The sequence below is a fragment of the Pseudoalteromonas sp. BSi20311 genome (genome assembly GCF_000239875.1).
Classification (GTDB): domain Bacteria; phylum Pseudomonadota; class Gammaproteobacteria; order Enterobacterales; family Alteromonadaceae; genus Pseudoalteromonas.
In genome coordinates this window covers 22059-41195 of the sequence record NZ_BADU01000097.1, presented here as the reverse complement: position 1 = coordinate 41195, position 19137 = coordinate 22059, and the positions used below count along the sequence as shown (strand labels likewise).

The window sequence follows — 19137 nt, the reverse complement described above, 5'->3', positions numbered from 1 at the left end:
AAATTAACTATATTTTGCTGGTGGAGTGGGCGATCAAACTTACTTTTTAGGTACGTTTTATTTTTATGGTTTGATAATTACCTATGCCCCAGCTTGAAAAGCTAATGTAATAGGTTCTCTTTTAGGGCGAAATAAGCTTAATTTTTTACTATTAATGTAGGTAGCTTATCTGTTGTTTGGTGTGATTATAGGTTTAGCTCATCTGCCTTAAACACATTTTTAAACATGAATGGAGGCTAATATTGGTGCAATTTAGCTATATTTTTTAGTCTGTTTGGTTTTTAAAGTGAGTTATTAAAATACATTTTGGCGAGTCGATATTAAAAATAGTAGGACATTAAAAAGGGCACCTAGGTGCCCTTAATGATTAAATTATTAGTTCAACTATTTACCGATACAGAACGAGCTGAAAATTTTGCCAAGCAAATCATCAGAAGTAAATTCACCAGTTATTTCGTTAAGATACTGCTGTGTTAAACGTAGTTCTTCAGCGAGGATTTCACCGGCCACGTGCATTTCTAATTGTGTTTTACCGGTATCTAAGTGATAGGCTGCGTGTTCCAGTGCATCTAAGTGACGACGGCGTGCCATAAAGCCACCTTCTGTGGCACCATCAAAACCAATGCAGGCTTTTAAGTGCTCACGCACTAGTTCTATACCGTCAGCATTTTTAGCGCTTAAACTGATGACCGGATATTGTTGTTCTTGATCCATACCAACCGTATCACCCGATAAATCGGCTTTATTTCTGATCACGGTTACGCCCATACCTTGGGGTAATTTAGCCATAAATTCAGGCCAAATAGCATGTGGATCGGTATCAGTTGTATCGGTACCATCAAGCATAAATAATACCCGATCGGCTTGGTTTATTTCATCCCAGGCACGTTCAATACCTATTTGCTCAACTTTATCTGGGCTTTCTCGTAAGCCTGCGGTGTCGATTATATGCAGTGGCATACCATCTATATGTATATGCTCACGTAATACGTCACGAGTGGTGCCAGCTATTTCAGTTACGATGGCCGCTTCTCGCCCTGCCAATGCATTAAGTAAGCTTGATTTACCTGCATTAGGGCGACCAGCAATAACGACGCGCATACCTTCGCGCATTATGCTGCCTTGTTTGGCTTGATTGGTTACGGCATTAAGCTGCTCAATAATGGTATTTAAATCACCGCCCACTTTTCCGTCTGATAAAAAATCGATTTCTTCATCAGGAAAATCAATAGCCGCTTCTACGTACATGCGCAAGTGAATGACTTTTTCAACTAAGGTTTCTATGTGTTTAGAGAATTGGCCTTGAAGTGACTGTAGGGCGCTTTTAGCCGCTTGCTCACTGGTTGCATTAATTAAGTCGGCGATTGCTTCTGCTTGAGTTAAATCAAGCTTGTCGTTCATAAACGCACGCTCAGAGAATTCACCAGGCTTTGCTAAACGTACACCGTCTATTTTACTAATTTCTTTAAGTAGCATATCAAGCACAACAGGGCCGCCATGGCCTTGAAGTTCGAGTACATCTTCACCGGTAAATGAGTGTGGGCCGGCAAAGTAAATCGCAATACCTTGGTCAAGTTGCTGACCTGCAAGGGTGTTAAATGGCACATAGTCGGCATAGCGAACTTTAGGGACTTTGCCAATTATTTTTTCAGCAACCTGTTTGGCTAGGTTTCCTGAAACGCGAATAATACCAACACCGCCTCGGCCTGGGGCAGTGGCTTGTGCTGCAATTGTATCGTGATTGATCATGCGGTTTATTTGCCAACTTAAATAACGTAATGGCGGTATTGTAACCTATCAAATAGGCACTCGCGAATGCTGTTATAAAAAATTGGCAATAAAAAAGGCGACCTAAGTCGCCTTTATATAAGTAGGGAGGATTAATCGCCCCTTACTTTAATACCTTTCTTTTCCATGCCACGGTAGATGATTAACATCTGGACAATAGAGATAAGGTTAGACACTAACCAGTAAAGTACTAAACCAGATGGGAACCATAAGAAGAACACAGAGAAGATAACCGGCATAAAGGTCATCATTTTTTGCTGCATTGGATCGGTAACCGTCATAGGTTGTAGTTTTTGTGTAACAAACATACTCAAACCAAATAAGATTGGTAATACGTAGTATGGGTCTTGCGCAGAAAGGTCAGTTAGCCAAAGTACAAATTCAGCGTGACGAAGTTCTGTAGACTCTAAGAATACATAGAACAAGGCTAAGAAGATTGGCATTTGCAGTAAAATAGGGAAACAGCCACCCATAGGGTTTACTTTTTCTTTACGGTACATTTCCATCGTCGCTTGGCCGAATTTTTGACGATCATCGCCATACTTTTCTTTTAGCGCCTTCATCTTAGGCTGTAATGCACGCATTTTAGCCATTGAGGTGTACTGTGCTTTAGTCAGTGGGTACATTAATGATTTAACAATAATAGTGATGGCAATAATTGCTACACCCCAGTTACCTAAAATACTGTGTAACCATTTTAATAGCACAAATAAAGGTTGAGAAATAAACCATAACCAACCGTAATCAACGGTTAAGTCTAAGTCAGTGTGAATCGCTTCAAGTTTATCTGACTCTTTAGGGCCCATGTAATAAGTCGCAGTAAGTACTTGCTCACTACCAGCTTGAACATTTACCGCTTCGTCTTTAACACCAATAATAGCCGCGTTACTTTTAGTGATTAAACTATAAAGTGTATTTGCTTGATCTTGCATTGGTACCCAAGCACTTACAAAGTAACGCTGAATAAAGGCAACATAGCCACCTTGGGTATTAATGCTGAGGTTTTTATCGGCCATATCTGAAAAACTATACTTTTCGTATTTTTCTTCATCAGTACCGTATGCAGCCCCTAAATAGTTTTGATCAACCATACTGCCTTTTTCTTGTACGGTGCGCTTTATTTGTGTGTAAAGTTGCACTTGTACTGGCGCGCTAGTGGTGTTGTTAACTTTATATTCTAAGCCAACATCATATTGACCCTTTTTGAATACATAGGTTTTAGTGAAACTTACACCGTTACTATCAGTAAACTGAAGAGGAACACGAAGTTCATCACCCGTTAAAGTATAAGAAGTTTGTTCTGATTGGTAAGTAGGACGACCATTTGCTGATGCATCTGGGCCATTTAAACCAATTAAACCACTTTGAGAGAAGTATTGACTGCCATCAAACTCACCCAAAAGCATAAAGGGTGTTTCTTCACCTTTTACTTCTTCGTATTTCAGTAGGTCTGATTCAACAATATCACCACCTTTGGTGTCAATTTTTACTTTAAACACGTCTGTTGTAATATTTATAACAGCGCGTTTAGCTAAAGTTGTTGAAGCAGGTAAACCTGAGTCTGATGAAGCTGGAACATAATCATCTGATTCTGGTGAATTGGCTTTTAGTGTTTGTGTAGTGGCACTAGGATCGGCTTTTGGTGTGTTGTAGTCATTATTCCACTCTTGAAATAATAAAAACGACACTAGCATTAGGCCGATGAATAAAAACGTGCGTTGCGATTCCATAACAGCTCTTATTTCTCGTGTTGGTGGTTAATACGGGTTAATTTTTCAGGAACGGGGTCGTCTCCGCCTGAATGTAAAGGATGGCATTTTAATATGCGTTTAACAGCTAACCAACACCCTTTTACCGATCCATGCAAATTAATTGCTTGAATAGCGTAACTAGAGCACGTTGGATTAAAACGACAATGCGGACCCAATAGCGGGCTAATCCACTTTTGATAACCGCGGATAAATAAAACTAAACAACGTGTTGGTAAAGCAGCAAGTGGTTTAAGTAACCTCATGTTGTACATGCCCCTACGTTATGTTTAGTGAATAGATACCATGTATTTAAAGACTCACTATGAGATTTTAAACGCATGATTAAAAGGTGAGCTAAAGATACCTTAATTAACCCTGTAATTCTATTGCTATTGGGTTTGTTTAGTCGATTTAGCTGATTTGTTTGGGCGTTTTTTAAATGGTGGCGGTTTAGGGGCACCAGGTTTGCAGCGTTCATTAATCTTACGCCACAGCTTTGTAAGTTGTTTGGTTAATTCTTCATTAGACTGTTCATCAATGCCACTTTTAACCATCAACACAATATCAATATTATCGAGCGTGTGTTGGTTTAAACGAAAACTTTCGCGAGCAAGACGTTTAATACGGTTTCGTTGACATGCCTTTTTTACACGTTTTTTAGCAACAGTAAGGCCTAACCTAGGTTTAGACTGGTCACTTGGTTTTGCTAATAAGGTAAATAAAGGAGTTGCAGCCCGAGCGGGTTCGTTAAATATGCGAGAGTAATGCGAGGGAGTTAACAGACGTAACTCCCTGCCAAAGCTAAAGTCTTCCACTTATAAATTAAGCAGAAAGAACTTTGCGGCCTTTAGCACGGCGACGAGCTAATACTTTACGGCCATTTACAGTTGCCATACGAGCACGGAAACCGTGTGTACGTTTGCGTTTTAAAACGCTAGGTTGAAAAGTTCTTTTCATAACAATCTCATCCGATCGGTTAAAGTTAAAACATCCTATGCAGGTCGCGATCCTGGCACAGGTGCCATTGCGAGCGCGAGATATTATAGATGAAGTGACGAAAAGTCAATCATAATAGAGTGCGTAAAGCATGTTTATTTATGATCAATTTTCATGATCCGATAGGATCATCATAAATAAGAAGTTTTCCACAGCCCCTGTATAAAAAGTGAATAAAAGCATGGGAAAAGTAAATTAGATCGTAAATTGTGGTCGCGATCTGCTGCCAGTTTTGTTATGATCTCTAATCAAGCTTTAAAATAAAAAGCTATTTAAATCAGTCTGTTATTATATTTATACATCGATATCAACAATTTTACAAAAATCAATCTTTTACTTGTGGATAAAGTGCATTCATAATAGTCGGTCTTGGGCTGCTTATTGAGCCATTTAAACGCAATACAGGTGTGATTTTTGAATCATTATTGATGTGCGGGAATAAAAATTATATCTCTGGGAGTTTTACTGTGTATCTGTCGGTTTGGCAAAGTTGTTTATATGTATTGCAAGATGAATTGCCTTCGCAGCAATTCAGTATGTGGGTCAGACCACTTCAAGCAGAAAGTACCGAAGATACCTTGACGATTTATGCGCCTAATCGTTTCGTACTTGATTGGGTGAGAGAGAAGTACTTAAATAGAATAAATGAATTATTGGTAGAAATTTGTGGTGTAGAAGCACCCGAGTTACGCTTTGATGTAGGTAGCAAGCCGCTATTAAATGCACAAGCTGCACCAGTGGTTGAAACACAATCAGCGCCAAGCATGCAATCAACGGCAAAACAACCGCCTCGAGAACAAAAACCGGTTGTAGAGCCAGCTCCTAAATCTGGTTATAAATCAAACATTAAAGAAAACTATACCTTTGATAGTTTTGTTGAGGGTAAATCTAACCAATTAGCAAAAGCGGCTGCCACTCAGGTAGCAGACAACCCTGGCTCTGCATTTAACCCTGTATTTATTTACGGTGGTACGGGCTTAGGTAAAACGCATTTATTACATGCGGTAGGCAACGGTATTATGGCCAATAAGCCCGATGCTAAAATTGTTTACATGCATTCAGAACGTTTCGTTCAAGACATGGTTAAAGCACTGCAAAATAATGCGATTGAAGAGTTTAAGCGTTATTACCGTAGTGTTGATGCATTAATGATTGATGACATTCAATTTTTTGCTAATAAAGAACGTTCTCAAGAAGAATTCTTTCATACCTTTAATGCATTATTAGAAGGTAACCAACAAATTATTTTAACCTCTGACCGTTACCCTAAAGAGATTGAAGGGGTTGAAGATCGCCTTAAATCTCGTTTTGGTTGGGGATTAACCATCGCGATTGAGCCGCCAGAGCTTGAAACACGCGTTGCTATTTTGATGAAAAAAGCCCAGCAAAGTAAAATTAACTTACCGCATGAAGTGGCATTTTTTATTGCGAAAAAATTACGTTCAAACGTACGTGAGCTTGAAGGTGCATTAAACCGTGTAATTGCTAACGCAAACTTTACCGGTCGCCCAATTTCTATCGACTTTGTAAAAGAAGCACTGCGTGATTTATTAGCGCTGCAAGACAAACTAGTCACCATAGACAACATTCAACGTACGGTTGCTGAATACTATAGAATACGTGTATCTGATTTACTGTCTAAGCGCCGTAGCCGCTCTATAGCAAGGCCTCGCCAAGTTGCCATGGCACTATCTAAAGAACTCACTAATCACAGCTTACCTGAGATTGGGGATGCCTTTGGTGGGCGCGACCATACAACAGTACTGCACGCGTGTCGAAAAGTTAAATCATTACGTGACGAAAGCCACGAGATTAAAGAAGATTACCAAAACTTAATAAGAACATTGTCATCTTAGGGCTGACTTTATTATGCAAATAACAATATCAAGAGAACAATTTTTAAAACCATTGGTACAAGTATCGGGTGCCATTGAGCGTAAGCATACGTTACCTATTTTATCTAACGTATTGCTCGTGGTAGAAAATGGCCAGCTTTCAATGACAGGGACAGACCTTGAAATTGAGTTAGTGGCGAGTGTATTTGTAGGTGACGATGTTGCCGATACTAAACTCACATTACCGGCTAAAAAATTACTCGATATTTGTAAAAGTTTACCGGATGGTTCTGATCTTACTTTAAGCTTGCAAGACCATCAGTTACTTTTAACCAGTGGGAAAAGTCGTTTTTCATTGACCACTTTAGCTGCTGAAGATTTTCCTAATTTAGAGCAGTGGGATGGTGAAGTTGAGTTTCAACTAACGCGTTTAGAATTACGTAAATTACTTGAAAGCACACACTTCTCAATGGCAAACCAAGATGTGCGTTATTACTTAAACGGCATGTCGTTTGAAGTTGATAACAGCGATATAAAAACAGTTGCCACTGATGGGCATCGTTTAGCTATTGCACAAAAACAACTAGGTCAGTCGTTAAATACACAGCGCCAATTAATTATACCGCGCAAAGGCGTACAAGAAATTATGCGTCTAATGGTTGCTGATCAAGAGCTGGTAACTATTCAGTTTGGTGCCAACCACATTCGTATTATTGATATTGAATTTACCTTTACGAGTAAATTAGTTGATGGTCGATTCCCTGATTACCGTCGTGTTTTACCGCGCGGTGGCGATAAGGTCATTACCGCGAATCGTGAATGGCTTCGTAATGCTTTTCAGCGTGTGTCGATTTTATCGAACGAAAAGTTTCGTGGTGTACGCTTAAATTTATCAAACGGTTTATTAAAAATTACAGCCAACAACCCAGAGCAAGAGCAAGCTGAAGAAGTGGTTGAAGTAATGTACGAGGGTGATGACCTAGAAATAGGCTTTAATGTCTCTTATGTATTAGATGTATTAAATACATTAAAAACCGAAGATGTATTATTTACCCTTGCCGATTCAAACAGTAGTGCACTTATAGAAGGTGCCGGCGATGAAGAAGCTATGTACGTTGTTATGCCAATGCGTTTATAAGATCATAAATACATAATGAGCTTAAGTCATTTGAGCCTCAAATATTTTCGTAATATTGAGGCACTGACGCTAGAACCAGTTAACGGCGTTAATATAATTTATGGTGAAAACGGCAGCGGAAAAACCAGCCTTTTAGAGGCTATTTATTACCTTTCTCACGGCAAATCTTTCCGAACCTCTAAACATAAAAGCATCATAGCCCATCAACAAGATCAATTTGTTATTCATGGCCGCAAAGCGTTACACGATTTATCTATTCCAATAGGGATAAGTAAAACTCAAGCGGGTGAAACTAATTTAAAAATACAGGGTAAGGCGAGTCGAAAAGTATCTGAACTTGCTCAACTTATGCCAGTTCAAGTTATTACACCAGAAAGCTATTCATTATTTTTTGGTGGCCCTAAAGAGCGCAGAAAGTTTTTAGACTTAGGTTTGTTCCACGTGGAACATGAGTTTTTTTTCTTATGGCAATCGTTTAATAAAGTGCTAAAACAGCGCAATGCATTGTTGAAATCTAAGCCTAAGAATTATTTTGACCAAATCAAGTTTTGGGACAAAGAATTTGTTAGACTGGCTGAACAAATAAATAAATTAAGAATCGCGTATATAACTAGGTTTAAGCAGCAGTTTTTTGATAAAATGTGTGCAGAATTAACGCTAATACGTGATCTAGAAATTAGCTTTAATGCAGGCTGGAAGGAGACCGAATCTCTTTCTGATGCGTTAGAGCAAAGCTTTGAGCGAGATGCTCGCCAAGGCTTTACTAGTAAAGGCCCTCATAAGGCTGATTTTAGTTTTAGTGTCGCTGGCAGCAGTGTTGAGAATGTATTCTCACGCGGGCAGTTAAAGCTATTGTTGTATGCGTTAAAAGTAACGCAAAATAGTTTGATTGAGTCAGAGACAGATAAGCAATCTATATTGCTAATAGATGATTTACCTTCAGAGCTAAGCGAAGATACAAAAGAGAAAGTGGGTCAGTTATTGACTCATTGCAGTTCTCAAATATTTATTTCTTCAATTTTATCTGAAAGTATTTCTGCTGTGGTGGAACCCATGAAACGAGAACTAAAAATGTTCCACGTGAAACATGGCAACCTAATAACAAGATAAGTGGGATTAACCATGTCTGAGAATTATGATTCGTCGAGTATTAAAGTACTTAAAGGATTAGATGCAGTAAGAAAGCGTCCTGGTATGTATATAGGGGACACCGATGATGGTACGGGCTTACACCATATGGTGTTTGAGGTCGTTGATAACTCTATCGATGAGGCCTTAGCCGGTCACTGTGATGATATATTTGTCACAATTCACTTAGACGGTTCGGTATCTGTAAGAGATAACGGCCGTGGTATTCCTACTTCTATACATGAAGAAGAAGGTGTATCTGCAGCTGAAGTTATTATGACGGTATTACACGCTGGTGGTAAGTTTGATGATAACTCTTATAAAGTATCAGGTGGCTTACACGGTGTTGGTGTATCGGTAGTAAATGCATTATCAGAAAAGTTAAAACTAACTATTCGTCGTGAAGGTAAACTTTACGAGCAGTTTTACACTATGGGTGTTCCAGATGCACCACTTGCAGCTATTGGTGATTCTGAAACAACCGGTACTGAGTTACGTTTTTGGCCAAGTGCAGAAACGTTTACTAACCTAGATTTCCATTACGATATTTTAGCTAAGCGTTTACGCGAGTTATCGTTTTTGAACTCAGGTGTGAGCATCATTTTAAATGATGAGCGCGAAGAAAATAAGAGTGACCATTTTAAATACGAAGGTGGTATTAGAGCGTTCGTTGAATACTTAAACCGTAATAAAACGCCTGTACACAAAGGGGTATTCCACTTTACTCACGAACGTGAAGAAGACGGTATTAGTGTAGAAGTATCAATGCAATGGAATGATGCATTCCAAGAAAACATTTACTGTTTTACTAATAACATTCCACAACGTGATGGTGGTACGCACTTAGCCGGTTTTAGATCTGCGCTAACACGTACGCTTAATAACTACATGGAAAAAGAAGGCTTTAACAAAAAGGCTAAAACAACAAGTAACGCAACGGGCGATGATGCTCGTGAAGGCTTAACGGCTGTTGTTAGTGTTAAAGTTCCTGATCCTAAATTCTCATCACAGACAAAAGACAAGCTAGTATCTAGTGAAGTTAAGTCTGCCGTTGAGCAAGCCATGGCTGAAAAATTCACTGAGTTTTTATTAGAAAACCCAATGGATGCTAAAATTGTTGTTGGCAAAATTATTGATGCAGCACGCGCGCGTGAAGCAGCCCGTAAAGCACGTGAAATGACCCGCCGTAAAGGTGCTATGGATTTAGCTGGTTTACCGGGTAAACTAGCGGATTGCCAAGAAAAAGATCCAGCCCAATCTGAACTATATATAGTGGAGGGTGACTCAGCTGGCGGTTCAGCCAAGCAGGGTCGTAACCGTAAGAATCAAGCGATTCTTCCGCTTAAAGGTAAAATCTTAAACGTAGAAAAAGCACGTTTTGATAAAATGCTTTCTTCACAAGAAGTGGCAACGCTAATTACTGCACTAGGTTGTGGTATTGGCCGTGACGAATATAACCCTGAGAAATTACGTTATCACCGTATCATAATCATGACCGATGCCGACGTGGATGGTTCTCACATTCGTACTTTGCTACTAACATTCTTCTATCGTCAAATGCCGGAAATTGTTGAACGTGGGTACATTTATATTGCTCAGCCTCCACTTTATAAAGTGAAAAAAGGCAAGCAAGAGCGTTATATTAAAGATGATCCAGCATTAGTTGATTACCTTACATCTTTAGCGCTAAGCAATGCAGCACTGTACACTAGTGATAGTGCTGAAGCGGTTGATGGTGAAGCATTAGAGTCAATTGTTCACGATTATCAAAACACGGTTAAAGTTATCGAGCGCTTAAAGCGTAAGTATCCGAACACAGTTATGAACCGTTTGATTTACCAAAGTGAGCTGAAAAAAGAAGACCTTTCAGACGAAGCTAAGGTAATTGCTTGGACTAAAGAGCTGGTTGATGACTTAATTGAACGTGATGAAGATGCAACTATTTTCCATGCGGGAACTGAGCACGATACAGAGCGTAACTTGTATTATCCAGTTGTGAATATTCGTCAGCATGGTGTGGATAAAGCACACGTACTTCATTATGACTTTATTACATCAAGAGACTACCAACGCATTGCTGTAACAGGTAAAAACATTGCTAATATCATCACAGAGGGTGCATATATCCAACGTGGTGAGAAAACAAAACCTGTTGATAACTTTGTGGATGCATTGGAATGGTTGATCGCAGAGTCTAAGCGCGGGATCTACATTCAACGCTATAAAGGACTGGGTGAAATGAATCCAAATCAGCTTTGGGAAACCACCATGGATCCTAGCGCACGCCGTATGTTGCAAGTAACAATTGAAGATGCTGTTGCAGCGGATCAATTATTTGCCACTTTAATGGGCGATCAAGTTGAGCCGCGTCGTGAGTTTATTGAAACGAACGCACTGCGTGTGGTTAACTTAGACGTATAAAACATTATCGTAATCACAAAAAAGGAGCCTTAGGCTCCTTTTTTATTTTTTCAAACGCACAAACTGCTTAAAACCTGAGTGTGCACAAGGTATACTGAGGGTAATTTTCACGCTACTTCTCAGATAGTAAAAAGCCAAATATGCAAAAATATGACGTTAAAACCTTTCAAGGTTTGATCCTGGCTTTACAGGATTATTGGGCACAGCAAGGCTGTGTCATTATTCAACCACTTGACATGGAAGTGGGCGCAGGGACATTTCACCCGCAAACATTTTTAAAATCAATTGGCCCAGAGCCGATGTCGAGCGCATACGTTCAACCGTGTCGTCGTCCTACCGATGGCCGTTACGGTGAGAACCCAAACCGCTTACAACATTACTACCAATTCCAAGTTGTGTTAAAACCATCTCCAGAAAATATTCAAGAGCTTTACTTAGGTTCTTTAGCTGCTGTAGGTATTGATACCCTAACTGACGAAGTTCGCTTTGTAGAAGATAACTGGGAATCACCTACATTAGGTGCGTGGGGCCTAGGTTGGGAAATTTGGTTAAATGGCATGGAGGTAACGCAGTTTACCTACTTCCAGCAAGTGGGCGGTTTAGAATGCTCACCGGTAACGGGCGAGATTACTTACGGCCTAGAGCGTTTAGCAATGTACATTCAAGGCGTAGATAGCATTTACGACCTAGTATGGGCTGACGGTCCATTTGGGCGCGTAACTTACGGTGATGTGTTCCATCAAAATGAAGTTGAGCAATCAACCTATAACTTTGAACATGCAAACGTAGCCGACTTATTTGAACAGTTTGATAAATGTGAAGCTGAGAGCCAAAAGCTAATTGAAGCAAGCCTACCATTACCAGCCTACGAGCAAGTAATGAAAGCATCGCACGCATTTAACTTATTAGACGCACGTCATGCTATTTCAGTAACTGAGCGTCAACGTTATATTTTACGCGTTCGTGCGTTATCAAAAGCGTGTGCACAAAGTTATTACGATGCACGTGAAGCACTTGGTTTCCCGCTGTGTAAGGATAAGTAAGCATGTCAGCAGAAAATTTATTAGTAGAAATTGGCACCGAAGAGTTGCCACCAAAAGCACTTCGTAAATTAGCCGAAGCCTTTGCTGCAAACTTAACAGCAGAATTAGAAAGTCTAGAACTAGGTCACCAAGGTGTGAACTGGTATGCATCGCCACGTCGTTTAGGTTTACAAGTAAAAGCACTTGAAGCTAAACAACAAGACAAAGAAGTTGAAAAACGTGGCCCTGCAACTAAAGCCGCTTTTGATGCTGAGGGTAACCCAACTAAAGCAGCCATGGGTTGGGCTCGTGGTTGTGGTATTGAAGTAAAAGATGCGCAAACACTAGAAACAGATAAAGGCGCATGGTTATTGCACATTGCTAAAGTAGCAGGGCAAGAAACCAAAACGTTAATGACCGACGCTATAAGCAAAGCACTCGCTAAGTTACCTATCCCTAAACCAATGCGTTGGGGTGCGAATAAAACACAATTTATTCGCCCTGTGCATACCGTAACTATTTTATTCGGTAGTGAACTGGTTGAGGGTGAAATTCTTGGTAAGCAAGTGAGTAATCAACTGCAAGGTCATCGTTTTCATCACCCTGAAAAAATTAGCATTGATCATGCTGATGATGTGTTTGATGTACTTAAATCAGCTTACGTTGTTGCTGACTACGAACAGCGTAAAGCACAGATTCGCGCGCAAATAGAAGATGCAGCCAAAGCAGTTAATGCCGTTGTTGCTATGGATGAAGACTTACTTGAAGAAGTTACTTCATTGGTAGAATGGCCAGTAACGCTAACAGCCACATTTGAAGAAGCATTTTTAGATGTACCTGCTGAAGCGCTTATTTACACCATGAAAGACGATCAGAAATACTTTCCGTTATTAGATCAAGACGGCAAACTTTTAAATAAGTTTTTGTTTGTCTCTAACATCGAAAGTAAAGATCCTAGTGTAGTTATTTCTGGTAACGAAAAAGTAGTGCGCCCGCGTTTAGCCGATGCGCAGTTCTTCTTTGAAACAGATAAAAAGAAAACATTAGAAAGCCGTTTAGAATCTCTTGATAGTGTATTGTTCCAAAAACAACTTGGTACGCTTAAAGACAAGTCACAGCGTATTAGTGAACTAGCTGGTTACATTGCCGAGCAACTTGGTGCCGACAAAGAGCTAGCAGCGCGTGCAGGCTTATTAAGTAAAACAGACTTAATGACCGAAATGGTAATGGAATTTACCGACGTACAAGGTGTAATGGGAATGCATTACGCGCGTCACGATGGTGAAGCAGAAGAAGTTGCAGTGGCACAAAACGAACAATACATGCCACGTTTTGCCGGTGATAACTTACCAACTAATGTGATCAGTTGTGCAGTCGCCATTGCCGATAAGTTTGATACGCTGGTGGGTATTTTTGGCATAGGCCAAGCACCAAAAGGTGATAAAGACCCATTTGCACTTCGTCGTGCTGCTATTGGTGCATTACGTATCATGGTAGAAAAACAGCTACCGCTTGATATTTTAGACCTGGTTGCTAAATCACAAACCTTGTTTGGTGAAAAGCTGACTAACCTAAATGTATCAACGGATGTGTTTGACTTTATGCTAGGGCGCTTCCGTGCTTGGTATCAAGACGAAGGCATTGAAGTAGATGTGATTCAAGCCGTACTAGCGCGTCGTCCAACGAAGCCTGTTGACTTTGATCGCCGAGTTAAAGCCGTAAGTCATTTCCGTACATTAGACGCCGCAGAATCGCTTGCAGCGGCTAATAAGCGTGTAAGTAATATTCTGGCTAAGAATGACATTACAAGCCAAGGCAATGTCGATCAGAGCTTACTCAGTGATGATGCTGAAAAAGTATTGGCTTCGCAAGTTGCAAAATTTGCCACTGATTTAGCACCACTGTACAGCGATGGAAACTACCAAGAGGCATTGAGCCAATTAGCAGGCATTCGTGAGAGTGTTGATAACTTTTTTGACAATGTCATGGTAATGGCTGACGATGAAGCTGTTAAGCAAAACCGTCTTGCGCTTTTAAGCCAGCTTAGCGGGTTATTTTTAGAAATTGCAGATATTTCTGTATTACAAAAATAACAGCTTATAGCTATTTAAAAAGCCAGCATTATGCTGGCTTTTTAGTATTCACTGTATGCAAAGGATACAAATGATGATCTCTATAAAACGAATTTTAACGTTAGCAATGGCTGGTTTACTTACGGCCTGTACCAGCCAAATTTCGATTAACGACGTGTTGCCGCAGCAAGAATTGGATCGCAGTATTTATTTAAGAGGGGATTTCACATTATGGGATGCAGAACCTCAATATCAATTTAAACAAGTCGGCCCTGCGCTTTATCAAGCTCAAGTTAAATTTTCGACCCCAGGCAAAGTGTACGAATTTAAAATAGCGGATGCGGACTTTAGTGAAGGCTTTAACTGTGGCTACAGCGATTCACAGCCATCAGGGCAAAGCCTAACACTTGGCCAGTCAACGCGCGCCGATTGCAGCACTATTTACAACTACTTTAGTTACACACCCGCAATCAAAGGGTCGTACATAGTCAGCATTGATTTTAGTGACTACGATAAGCCGCAAGTAACGATAACTAAGAAGTAATTTTTTCTTTATATTTCAGCCGTTATCTAAATAGTAAGTATAAATTAATATTATTTATAAGGAAATTTCTAGTGGGATCTGAGAAGATAAATGATGAAAATTGGATTAATTACTCGATAGCTGCAGGAGCAAGTTTCGCTTATTTTTTAGCACTACCTAGCTTTTCACATGTTGATAAAGGTTTGATGGGTATATCTATTTATCTATTTGGATTAAGTTTAATTTGGAATACCTTGCTAACAGTAGGATTAAAGAACGACAAAAAATTGAACGCATTCATTTTTAAAGGGCTGGGCGAAACAGGCCATTATGTCTTTTTCTTGATCCCATTACTAACATTTGGGATGGCTATGCTTTGTTATATATGGTCAATATCAGGTTCAATAGTTTTGTTTATTCTGGGTGGATTATTTGCATTCGGTGGTATATTAAAACTATCAGCAGTTAAAGGTGAAAATAATATGATGGAGGGTTTTTATTTTTCAAAAAAGTCCTCCATGTTTTCATGTGTGGTTTTGTTCTCTATAGCTTTACTCTTAAGCATATTGGCTTTAGTAAATATATAAACAAGCTTACAACCCTTTCTTCACCACATATCTATACGGTGACTCTTCAACTTCTTTAGCCACCAGCGTGTGGTCCATAAAGGTACAAAAGCTGGGAATATCGCGGGTGGTTGAAGGGTCGTCGGCAATAATAAGCAGTGTTTCACCATCGCTCATTTTACGAATCGCAGCGCGTACCATCATCACAGGCTCTGGGCAACGAAGGCCGATGGCATCTAATTGGTGATCGGGGTTATCAAAGCTCATAAAAATTACCTGTAAAAATAGTCGCGGCTTGGTTAGGTCGGGTAGTTTAGCGTAAATAAAGCTGTTGGTTAACTATTTTACGTATAACAAAACAGCTCAACTTATTAATAGATAATCTGAAATAAGTTTAATGCACCCGATCACATTATTCATTTTAAACCTGCAAAAGCTGGTGGCATAAAAAAGGCGAACTAACTTGCGCTAGCTCGCCTTTTAATCACCAAGATGGTTTTACATATTCAATACTAATTAGTCTTGAACACGTTCAAATACAGTGGCAATGCCTTGGCCTAAACCAATACACATAGTTGCTAAACCGTATTTTGCGTTTTTGTCTTCCATTAAGTGAATAAGCGAGGTGCTAATACGTGAACCCGAACAGCCCAGAGGGTGACCAAGTGCGATAGCGCCGCCATTCAAGTTAACTTTTTCGTCAACTACATCAGCTAAGCCTAAGTCTTTAAGCACAGGTAGTGATTGTGCTGCGAATGCTTCGTTAAGTTCAGCTACGTCGATGTCATCAATGGTAATACCGGCTTGTGCCAATGCTTTTTTACTTGCAGGTACTGGGCCGTAACCCATGATTGATGGATCGCAACCGGCAACAGCCATAGCGCGAATACGTGCACGAATTGGTAAGCCCAGTTCTTTTGCTTTTTCTTCGCTCATTACTAACATGGCTGATGCGCCGTCAGAAAGTGCAGAAGATGTGCCCGCAGTAACAGAACCCGTAGCAGGGTTAAATACTGGACGTAGCTGCGATAAACCTTCAACCGTTGTTTCTGGACGAATTACTTCATCATCTTCAACAAGAATAAGTGAACCGTCAGCATCGTGACCTTCCATTGCTAAAATTTCGCGGCGGAAACGGCCTTCAACTGTTGCAGCATGTGCACGTTGATGCGAGCGGTAAGCAAATTCATCTTGTTGCTCACGGCTAATACCGTGAAGTGTTGCAAGGTACTCAGCGGTTAAACCCATAGAGCCTGATGCTTGTGCAATTGATGTAGCTAGGCCAGGGTGAAAGTCGTTACCGTGAGTCATAGGTACGTGACCCATGTGCTCAACACCACCAATTAGGTATGTGTCGCCAGCGCCAGTCATAATTGCGCGAGCAGCGTCATGCAATGCTTGCATTGATGAGCCACATAAACGGTTAACTGTGGTTGCTGGCACTGAATGTGGAATGCCCGCAAGTAGAGATGCGTTACGTGCAACGTTAAAGCCTTGCTCTAATGTTTGCTGTACACAGCCCCAATAAATATCGTCAATTGACGCAGGGTCAACTGCCGGATTACGTTCTAATAAGCCTTTCATTAAATGAGCGCTTAAGTCTTCCGCACGTTTGTGCTTGAATACGCCGCCCTTTGAGCGACCCATTGGTGTGCGGATACAATCTACAATTACTGGATTATTCATGATATTAACCTTCCACCTTATAGAAAACACGGCCTTCTTCAGCCCACTTGCGAGTTTGCTCTGATACTTGGTAAATCGCACCTAGGTGAGCGTATTTGTCAGCAGTTGCTACAAAGTTAGCTAAACCTGTTTGATCTAAGTAACGGAACGCGCCGCCTCTAAATGGAGGGAAACCAACACCGTATACAAGTGCCATATCAGCTTCTTGAGGAGAAGCCACAATGCCTTCTTGTAAACATAGTAGCACTTCGTTGATCATTGGGATCATACAACGGTCAATGATTTCTTGTTTATCAAATTCTTTTGGTGCGTCTGTAATTGGTGCAAGTAGTTCAATCGCTGTTTGGTCATGTGATTTTTTAAGACGACCGCGACGATCTGTTTCGTACTTGTAGAAACCTGCTTTGTTCTTTTGACCAAAACGTTTTTCGTTAGCAAAAACAGTCACTGGGTCTTTATCTGCACGTGCCATACGCTCAGGGAAACCATCTGCCATTACGCCAGTACAATGATAAGCCGTATCAATACCTACAACATCAAGCAGGTACGCCGGGCCCATTGGCCAGCCAAATACGTTTTCCATTACTTTATCTACTTTTGCAAAGTTAGCGCCTTCAACCACTAATTTGCTAAAGCCAGCAAAGTAAGGGAATAAAACACGGTTTACAAAAAAGCCTGGGCAATCATTAACAACAATCGGTGATTTACCTAGTTTAAGTGCGTAATCAACCACGGCATTAATCGTTTTATCTGAGGTTTTTGCACCACGGATAATTTCAACTAATGGCATTTTTGGTACTGGATTGAAAAAGTGCATACCACAGAAGTTTTCTGGCTTTTCAAGCGCTTCTGCAAGTAGGTCGATACAAATAGTCGATGTGTTTGACGTCAGTACCGTGCCTTCTGGCATATTCTTTTCAAGATCAGCAAGTACGGCTTGCTTCACTTTAGGGTTTTCTACTACGGCTTCAACAATGATGTTGGCGTTTTGTAGGTCTGCATCGTTAAGCGTTGGTTTGATTTTGCTAAGCGTTGCTAGCATTTTTTCCATCGGCATGTGGCCGCGCTTCACTTTTGCACCTAATAGTTTAGATGCTTCACCCATACCTAAATCTAGCGCATCCTGTTGGATGTCTTTCATTATGATTGGTGTGCCTTTATAAGCAGACTGGTATGCAATACCGCCACCCATAATACCTGCGCCTAATACTGCCGCTTGTTTAATTTCTACATCGCTGTGTTTAGCAAATTTACGTGCTTTACCTTTGATGTATTGATCCGCTAAAAAGATACCCGTTTGAGCAGCAGCTTCACTAGTACGTGCTAGTTTTGCAAAGTTGGCATTTTCAATTGCCATTGCTTCAGCGCGTGAGCTGTTTGCTGCTGCTTTAATAGTGCGAACTGCCATAACTGGAGCAGGATAGTGGCCTTTGGTTTTACCCATTACCATACCTTCTGCCATTGCAAAGCTCATGCCTTGCTCAACACGGTTTAATTTAAGCGGTTGTAATTTTATAGCGCGTTTTGCTTGCCAATCTAACTTGCCAGCAATCGCTAATTCTAATGTTGCTATACTTGACTCTTGTAGTTTGTTGGCACTAACTACCGCGTCAAATGCACCTACTTTTAGGGCGTCAGCAGCGCGATTTTCGTTACCTGTGGTGATCCACATCATCGCGTTATCGGCACCAATAATGCGCGGAAGGCGCACTGTACCGCCAAATCCAGGCATTATGCCTAATTTAACTTCTGGTAAACCCATTTTTGCTGAGTCACTAGCAACACGATAATCGGTAGCAAGTGCCCACTCACAGCCGCCGCCAAGCGCCAAGCCGTTTATAACACTTAGTGTTGGGAATGGTAAATCTTCAATTGCATCAAAAACGTCAGTTGCATTTTTGATCCACGTTACTAATTCTGCTTCAGGTTTAGTAAAAGTAGGTAAAAATTCGAAGATATCGGCACCAATAATAAAGTGGTCTTTATCACTGGTAAAAATCATGCCTTTAATATCAGCGTTAGCGGCTAATTCTTTTAATGCTGCCGCACAATCTGAAAGAGTTTGTTGAGATAATGTGTTTACAGAACCTGTAGCACAAAACTTAAACTCGGCGATGTTTTCCTTCACGAAGCTAACTTCAAAGGAATCGCTTTTATATAACATTATTATTCTCCCTAGTTGATGAACTAAGACTGGTACGATGAGTTCAT

General features: G+C 40.5%; 16 protein-coding genes. 8 read left to right on the top strand and 8 right to left on the bottom strand.

The window, feature by feature from the left end; genetic code table 11:
- Positions 1-384: 384 nt before the first annotated feature.
- The 5 genes from mnmE to rpmH form a co-directional block, all read right to left on the bottom strand.
- Positions 385-1749, bottom strand: coding sequence for a tRNA uridine-5-carboxymethylaminomethyl(34) synthesis GTPase MnmE (gene mnmE / locus P20311_RS11575; protein WP_008112978.1), 1365 nt, complete (start codon positions 1747-1749; stop codon positions 385-387).
- 131 nt (positions 1750-1880) lie between these two features.
- Positions 1881-3518 carry a membrane protein insertase YidC gene (yidC, locus tag P20311_RS11570; RefSeq protein ID WP_008112975.1) on the bottom strand — a complete coding sequence of 546 codons (1638 nt, stop codon included), beginning with the start codon at positions 3516-3518 and terminating at the stop codon, positions 1881-1883.
- Between the two features lie 8 nt (positions 3519-3526).
- On the bottom strand, positions 3527-3802 hold the full coding sequence (gene yidD / locus P20311_RS11565; RefSeq protein WP_008112973.1) for a membrane protein insertion efficiency factor YidD: 276 nt from the start codon (positions 3800-3802) through the stop codon (positions 3527-3529).
- A 126-nt stretch (positions 3803-3928) separates the two neighbouring features.
- Positions 3929-4354, bottom strand: a complete 426-nt coding sequence (rnpA, locus tag P20311_RS11560; RefSeq protein WP_008112970.1) for a ribonuclease P protein component — start codon at positions 4352-4354, stop codon at positions 3929-3931.
- Between the two features lie 7 nt (positions 4355-4361).
- Positions 4362-4496, bottom strand: coding sequence for a 50S ribosomal protein L34 (rpmH, locus tag P20311_RS11555; RefSeq protein ID WP_008112968.1), 135 nt, complete (start codon positions 4494-4496; stop codon positions 4362-4364).
- Positions 4497-5002: 506 nt separating this feature from the next.
- Here rpmH and dnaA point away from each other — a divergent pair.
- The 8 genes from dnaA to P20311_RS11515 all read left to right on the top strand — a co-directional run bounded on the left by dnaA (position 5003) and on the right by P20311_RS11515 (position 15261).
- Positions 5003-6391 carry a chromosomal replication initiator protein DnaA gene (dnaA, locus tag P20311_RS11550; protein WP_008112967.1) on the top strand — a complete coding sequence of 463 codons (1389 nt, stop codon included), beginning with the start codon at positions 5003-5005 and terminating at the stop codon, positions 6389-6391.
- 13 nt (positions 6392-6404) lie between these two features.
- Positions 6405-7508: a DNA polymerase III subunit beta gene (gene dnaN / locus P20311_RS11545; protein WP_008112965.1), complete on the top strand. Its 1104-nt coding sequence runs from the start codon at positions 6405-6407 to the stop codon at positions 7506-7508.
- A gap of 15 nt (positions 7509-7523) precedes the next feature.
- A complete protein-coding gene (gene recF / locus P20311_RS11540; RefSeq protein WP_008112963.1) occupies positions 7524-8618 on the top strand; it encodes a DNA replication/repair protein RecF in 1095 nt (364 codons plus the stop codon).
- Positions 8619-8630: 12 nt separating this feature from the next.
- Positions 8631-11057: a DNA topoisomerase (ATP-hydrolyzing) subunit B gene (gene gyrB, locus P20311_RS11535; RefSeq protein WP_008112961.1), complete on the top strand. Its 2427-nt coding sequence runs from the start codon at positions 8631-8633 to the stop codon at positions 11055-11057.
- Between the two features lie 140 nt (positions 11058-11197).
- The gene (gene glyQ / locus P20311_RS11530) at positions 11198-12100 is read left to right on the top strand and encodes a glycine--tRNA ligase subunit alpha (protein ID WP_008112959.1); all 903 of its coding nucleotides are present in this window, start codon (positions 11198-11200) and stop codon (positions 12098-12100) included.
- A 2-nt stretch (positions 12101-12102) separates the two neighbouring features.
- A complete protein-coding gene (gene glyS, locus P20311_RS11525; RefSeq protein WP_008112957.1) occupies positions 12103-14172 on the top strand; it encodes a glycine--tRNA ligase subunit beta in 2070 nt (689 codons plus the stop codon).
- 73 nt (positions 14173-14245) lie between these two features.
- On the top strand, positions 14246-14695 hold the full coding sequence (locus P20311_RS11520) for a hypothetical protein (protein WP_036985110.1): 450 nt from the start codon (positions 14246-14248) through the stop codon (positions 14693-14695).
- Positions 14696-14766: 71 nt separating this feature from the next.
- Complete coding sequence (locus tag P20311_RS11515; protein WP_008112954.1) at positions 14767-15261, top strand: hypothetical protein; 495 nt, start codon at positions 14767-14769, stop codon at positions 15259-15261.
- 6 nt (positions 15262-15267) lie between these two features.
- Here the strand turns inward: P20311_RS11515 and tusA are convergent, their stop codons facing one another.
- The 3 genes from tusA to fadB form a co-directional block, all read right to left on the bottom strand.
- Positions 15268-15507: a sulfurtransferase TusA gene (gene tusA / locus P20311_RS11510; RefSeq protein ID WP_008112953.1), complete on the bottom strand. Its 240-nt coding sequence runs from the start codon at positions 15505-15507 to the stop codon at positions 15268-15270.
- Between the two features lie 249 nt (positions 15508-15756).
- Positions 15757-16926 carry an acetyl-CoA C-acyltransferase FadA gene (gene fadA / locus P20311_RS11505; RefSeq protein ID WP_008112952.1) on the bottom strand — a complete coding sequence of 390 codons (1170 nt, stop codon included), beginning with the start codon at positions 16924-16926 and terminating at the stop codon, positions 15757-15759.
- 4 nt (positions 16927-16930) lie between these two features.
- Entirely contained in the window at positions 16931-19090 is a 2160-nt protein-coding gene (gene fadB, locus P20311_RS11500) for a fatty acid oxidation complex subunit alpha FadB (RefSeq protein WP_008112951.1), read from the bottom strand.
- Positions 19091-19137 lie beyond the last annotated feature (47 nt).

Coding starts and splice junctions, on each gene's coding strand:
- mnmE (WP_008112978.1), bottom strand. CDS start 1,749: ATGATCAATCACGATACAATTGCAGCACAAGCCACTGCCCCAGGCCGA.
- yidC (WP_008112975.1), bottom strand. CDS start 3,518: ATGGAATCGCAACGCACGTTTTTATTCATCGGCCTAATGCTAGTGTCG.
- rpmH (WP_008112968.1), bottom strand. CDS start 4,496: ATGAAAAGAACTTTTCAACCTAGCGTTTTAAAACGCAAACGTACACAC.
- recF (WP_008112963.1), top strand. CDS start 7,524: ATGAGCTTAAGTCATTTGAGCCTCAAATATTTTCGTAATATTGAGGCA.
- glyS (WP_008112957.1), top strand. CDS start 12,103: ATGTCAGCAGAAAATTTATTAGTAGAAATTGGCACCGAAGAGTTGCCA.
- fadA (WP_008112952.1), bottom strand. CDS start 16,926: ATGAATAATCCAGTAATTGTAGATTGTATCCGCACACCAATGGGTCGC.
- P20311_RS11520 (WP_036985110.1), top strand. CDS start 14,246: ATGATCTCTATAAAACGAATTTTAACGTTAGCAATGGCTGGTTTACTT.
- yidD (WP_008112973.1), bottom strand. CDS start 3,802: ATGAGGTTACTTAAACCACTTGCTGCTTTACCAACACGTTGTTTAGTT.
- dnaN (WP_008112965.1), top strand. CDS start 6,405: ATGCAAATAACAATATCAAGAGAACAATTTTTAAAACCATTGGTACAA.
- tusA (WP_008112953.1), bottom strand. CDS start 15,507: ATGAGCTTTGATAACCCCGATCACCAATTAGATGCCATCGGCCTTCGT.
- glyQ (WP_008112959.1), top strand. CDS start 11,198: ATGCAAAAATATGACGTTAAAACCTTTCAAGGTTTGATCCTGGCTTTA.
- fadB (WP_008112951.1), bottom strand. CDS start 19,090: ATGTTATATAAAAGCGATTCCTTTGAAGTTAGCTTCGTGAAGGAAAAC.
- gyrB (WP_008112961.1), top strand. CDS start 8,631: ATGTCTGAGAATTATGATTCGTCGAGTATTAAAGTACTTAAAGGATTA.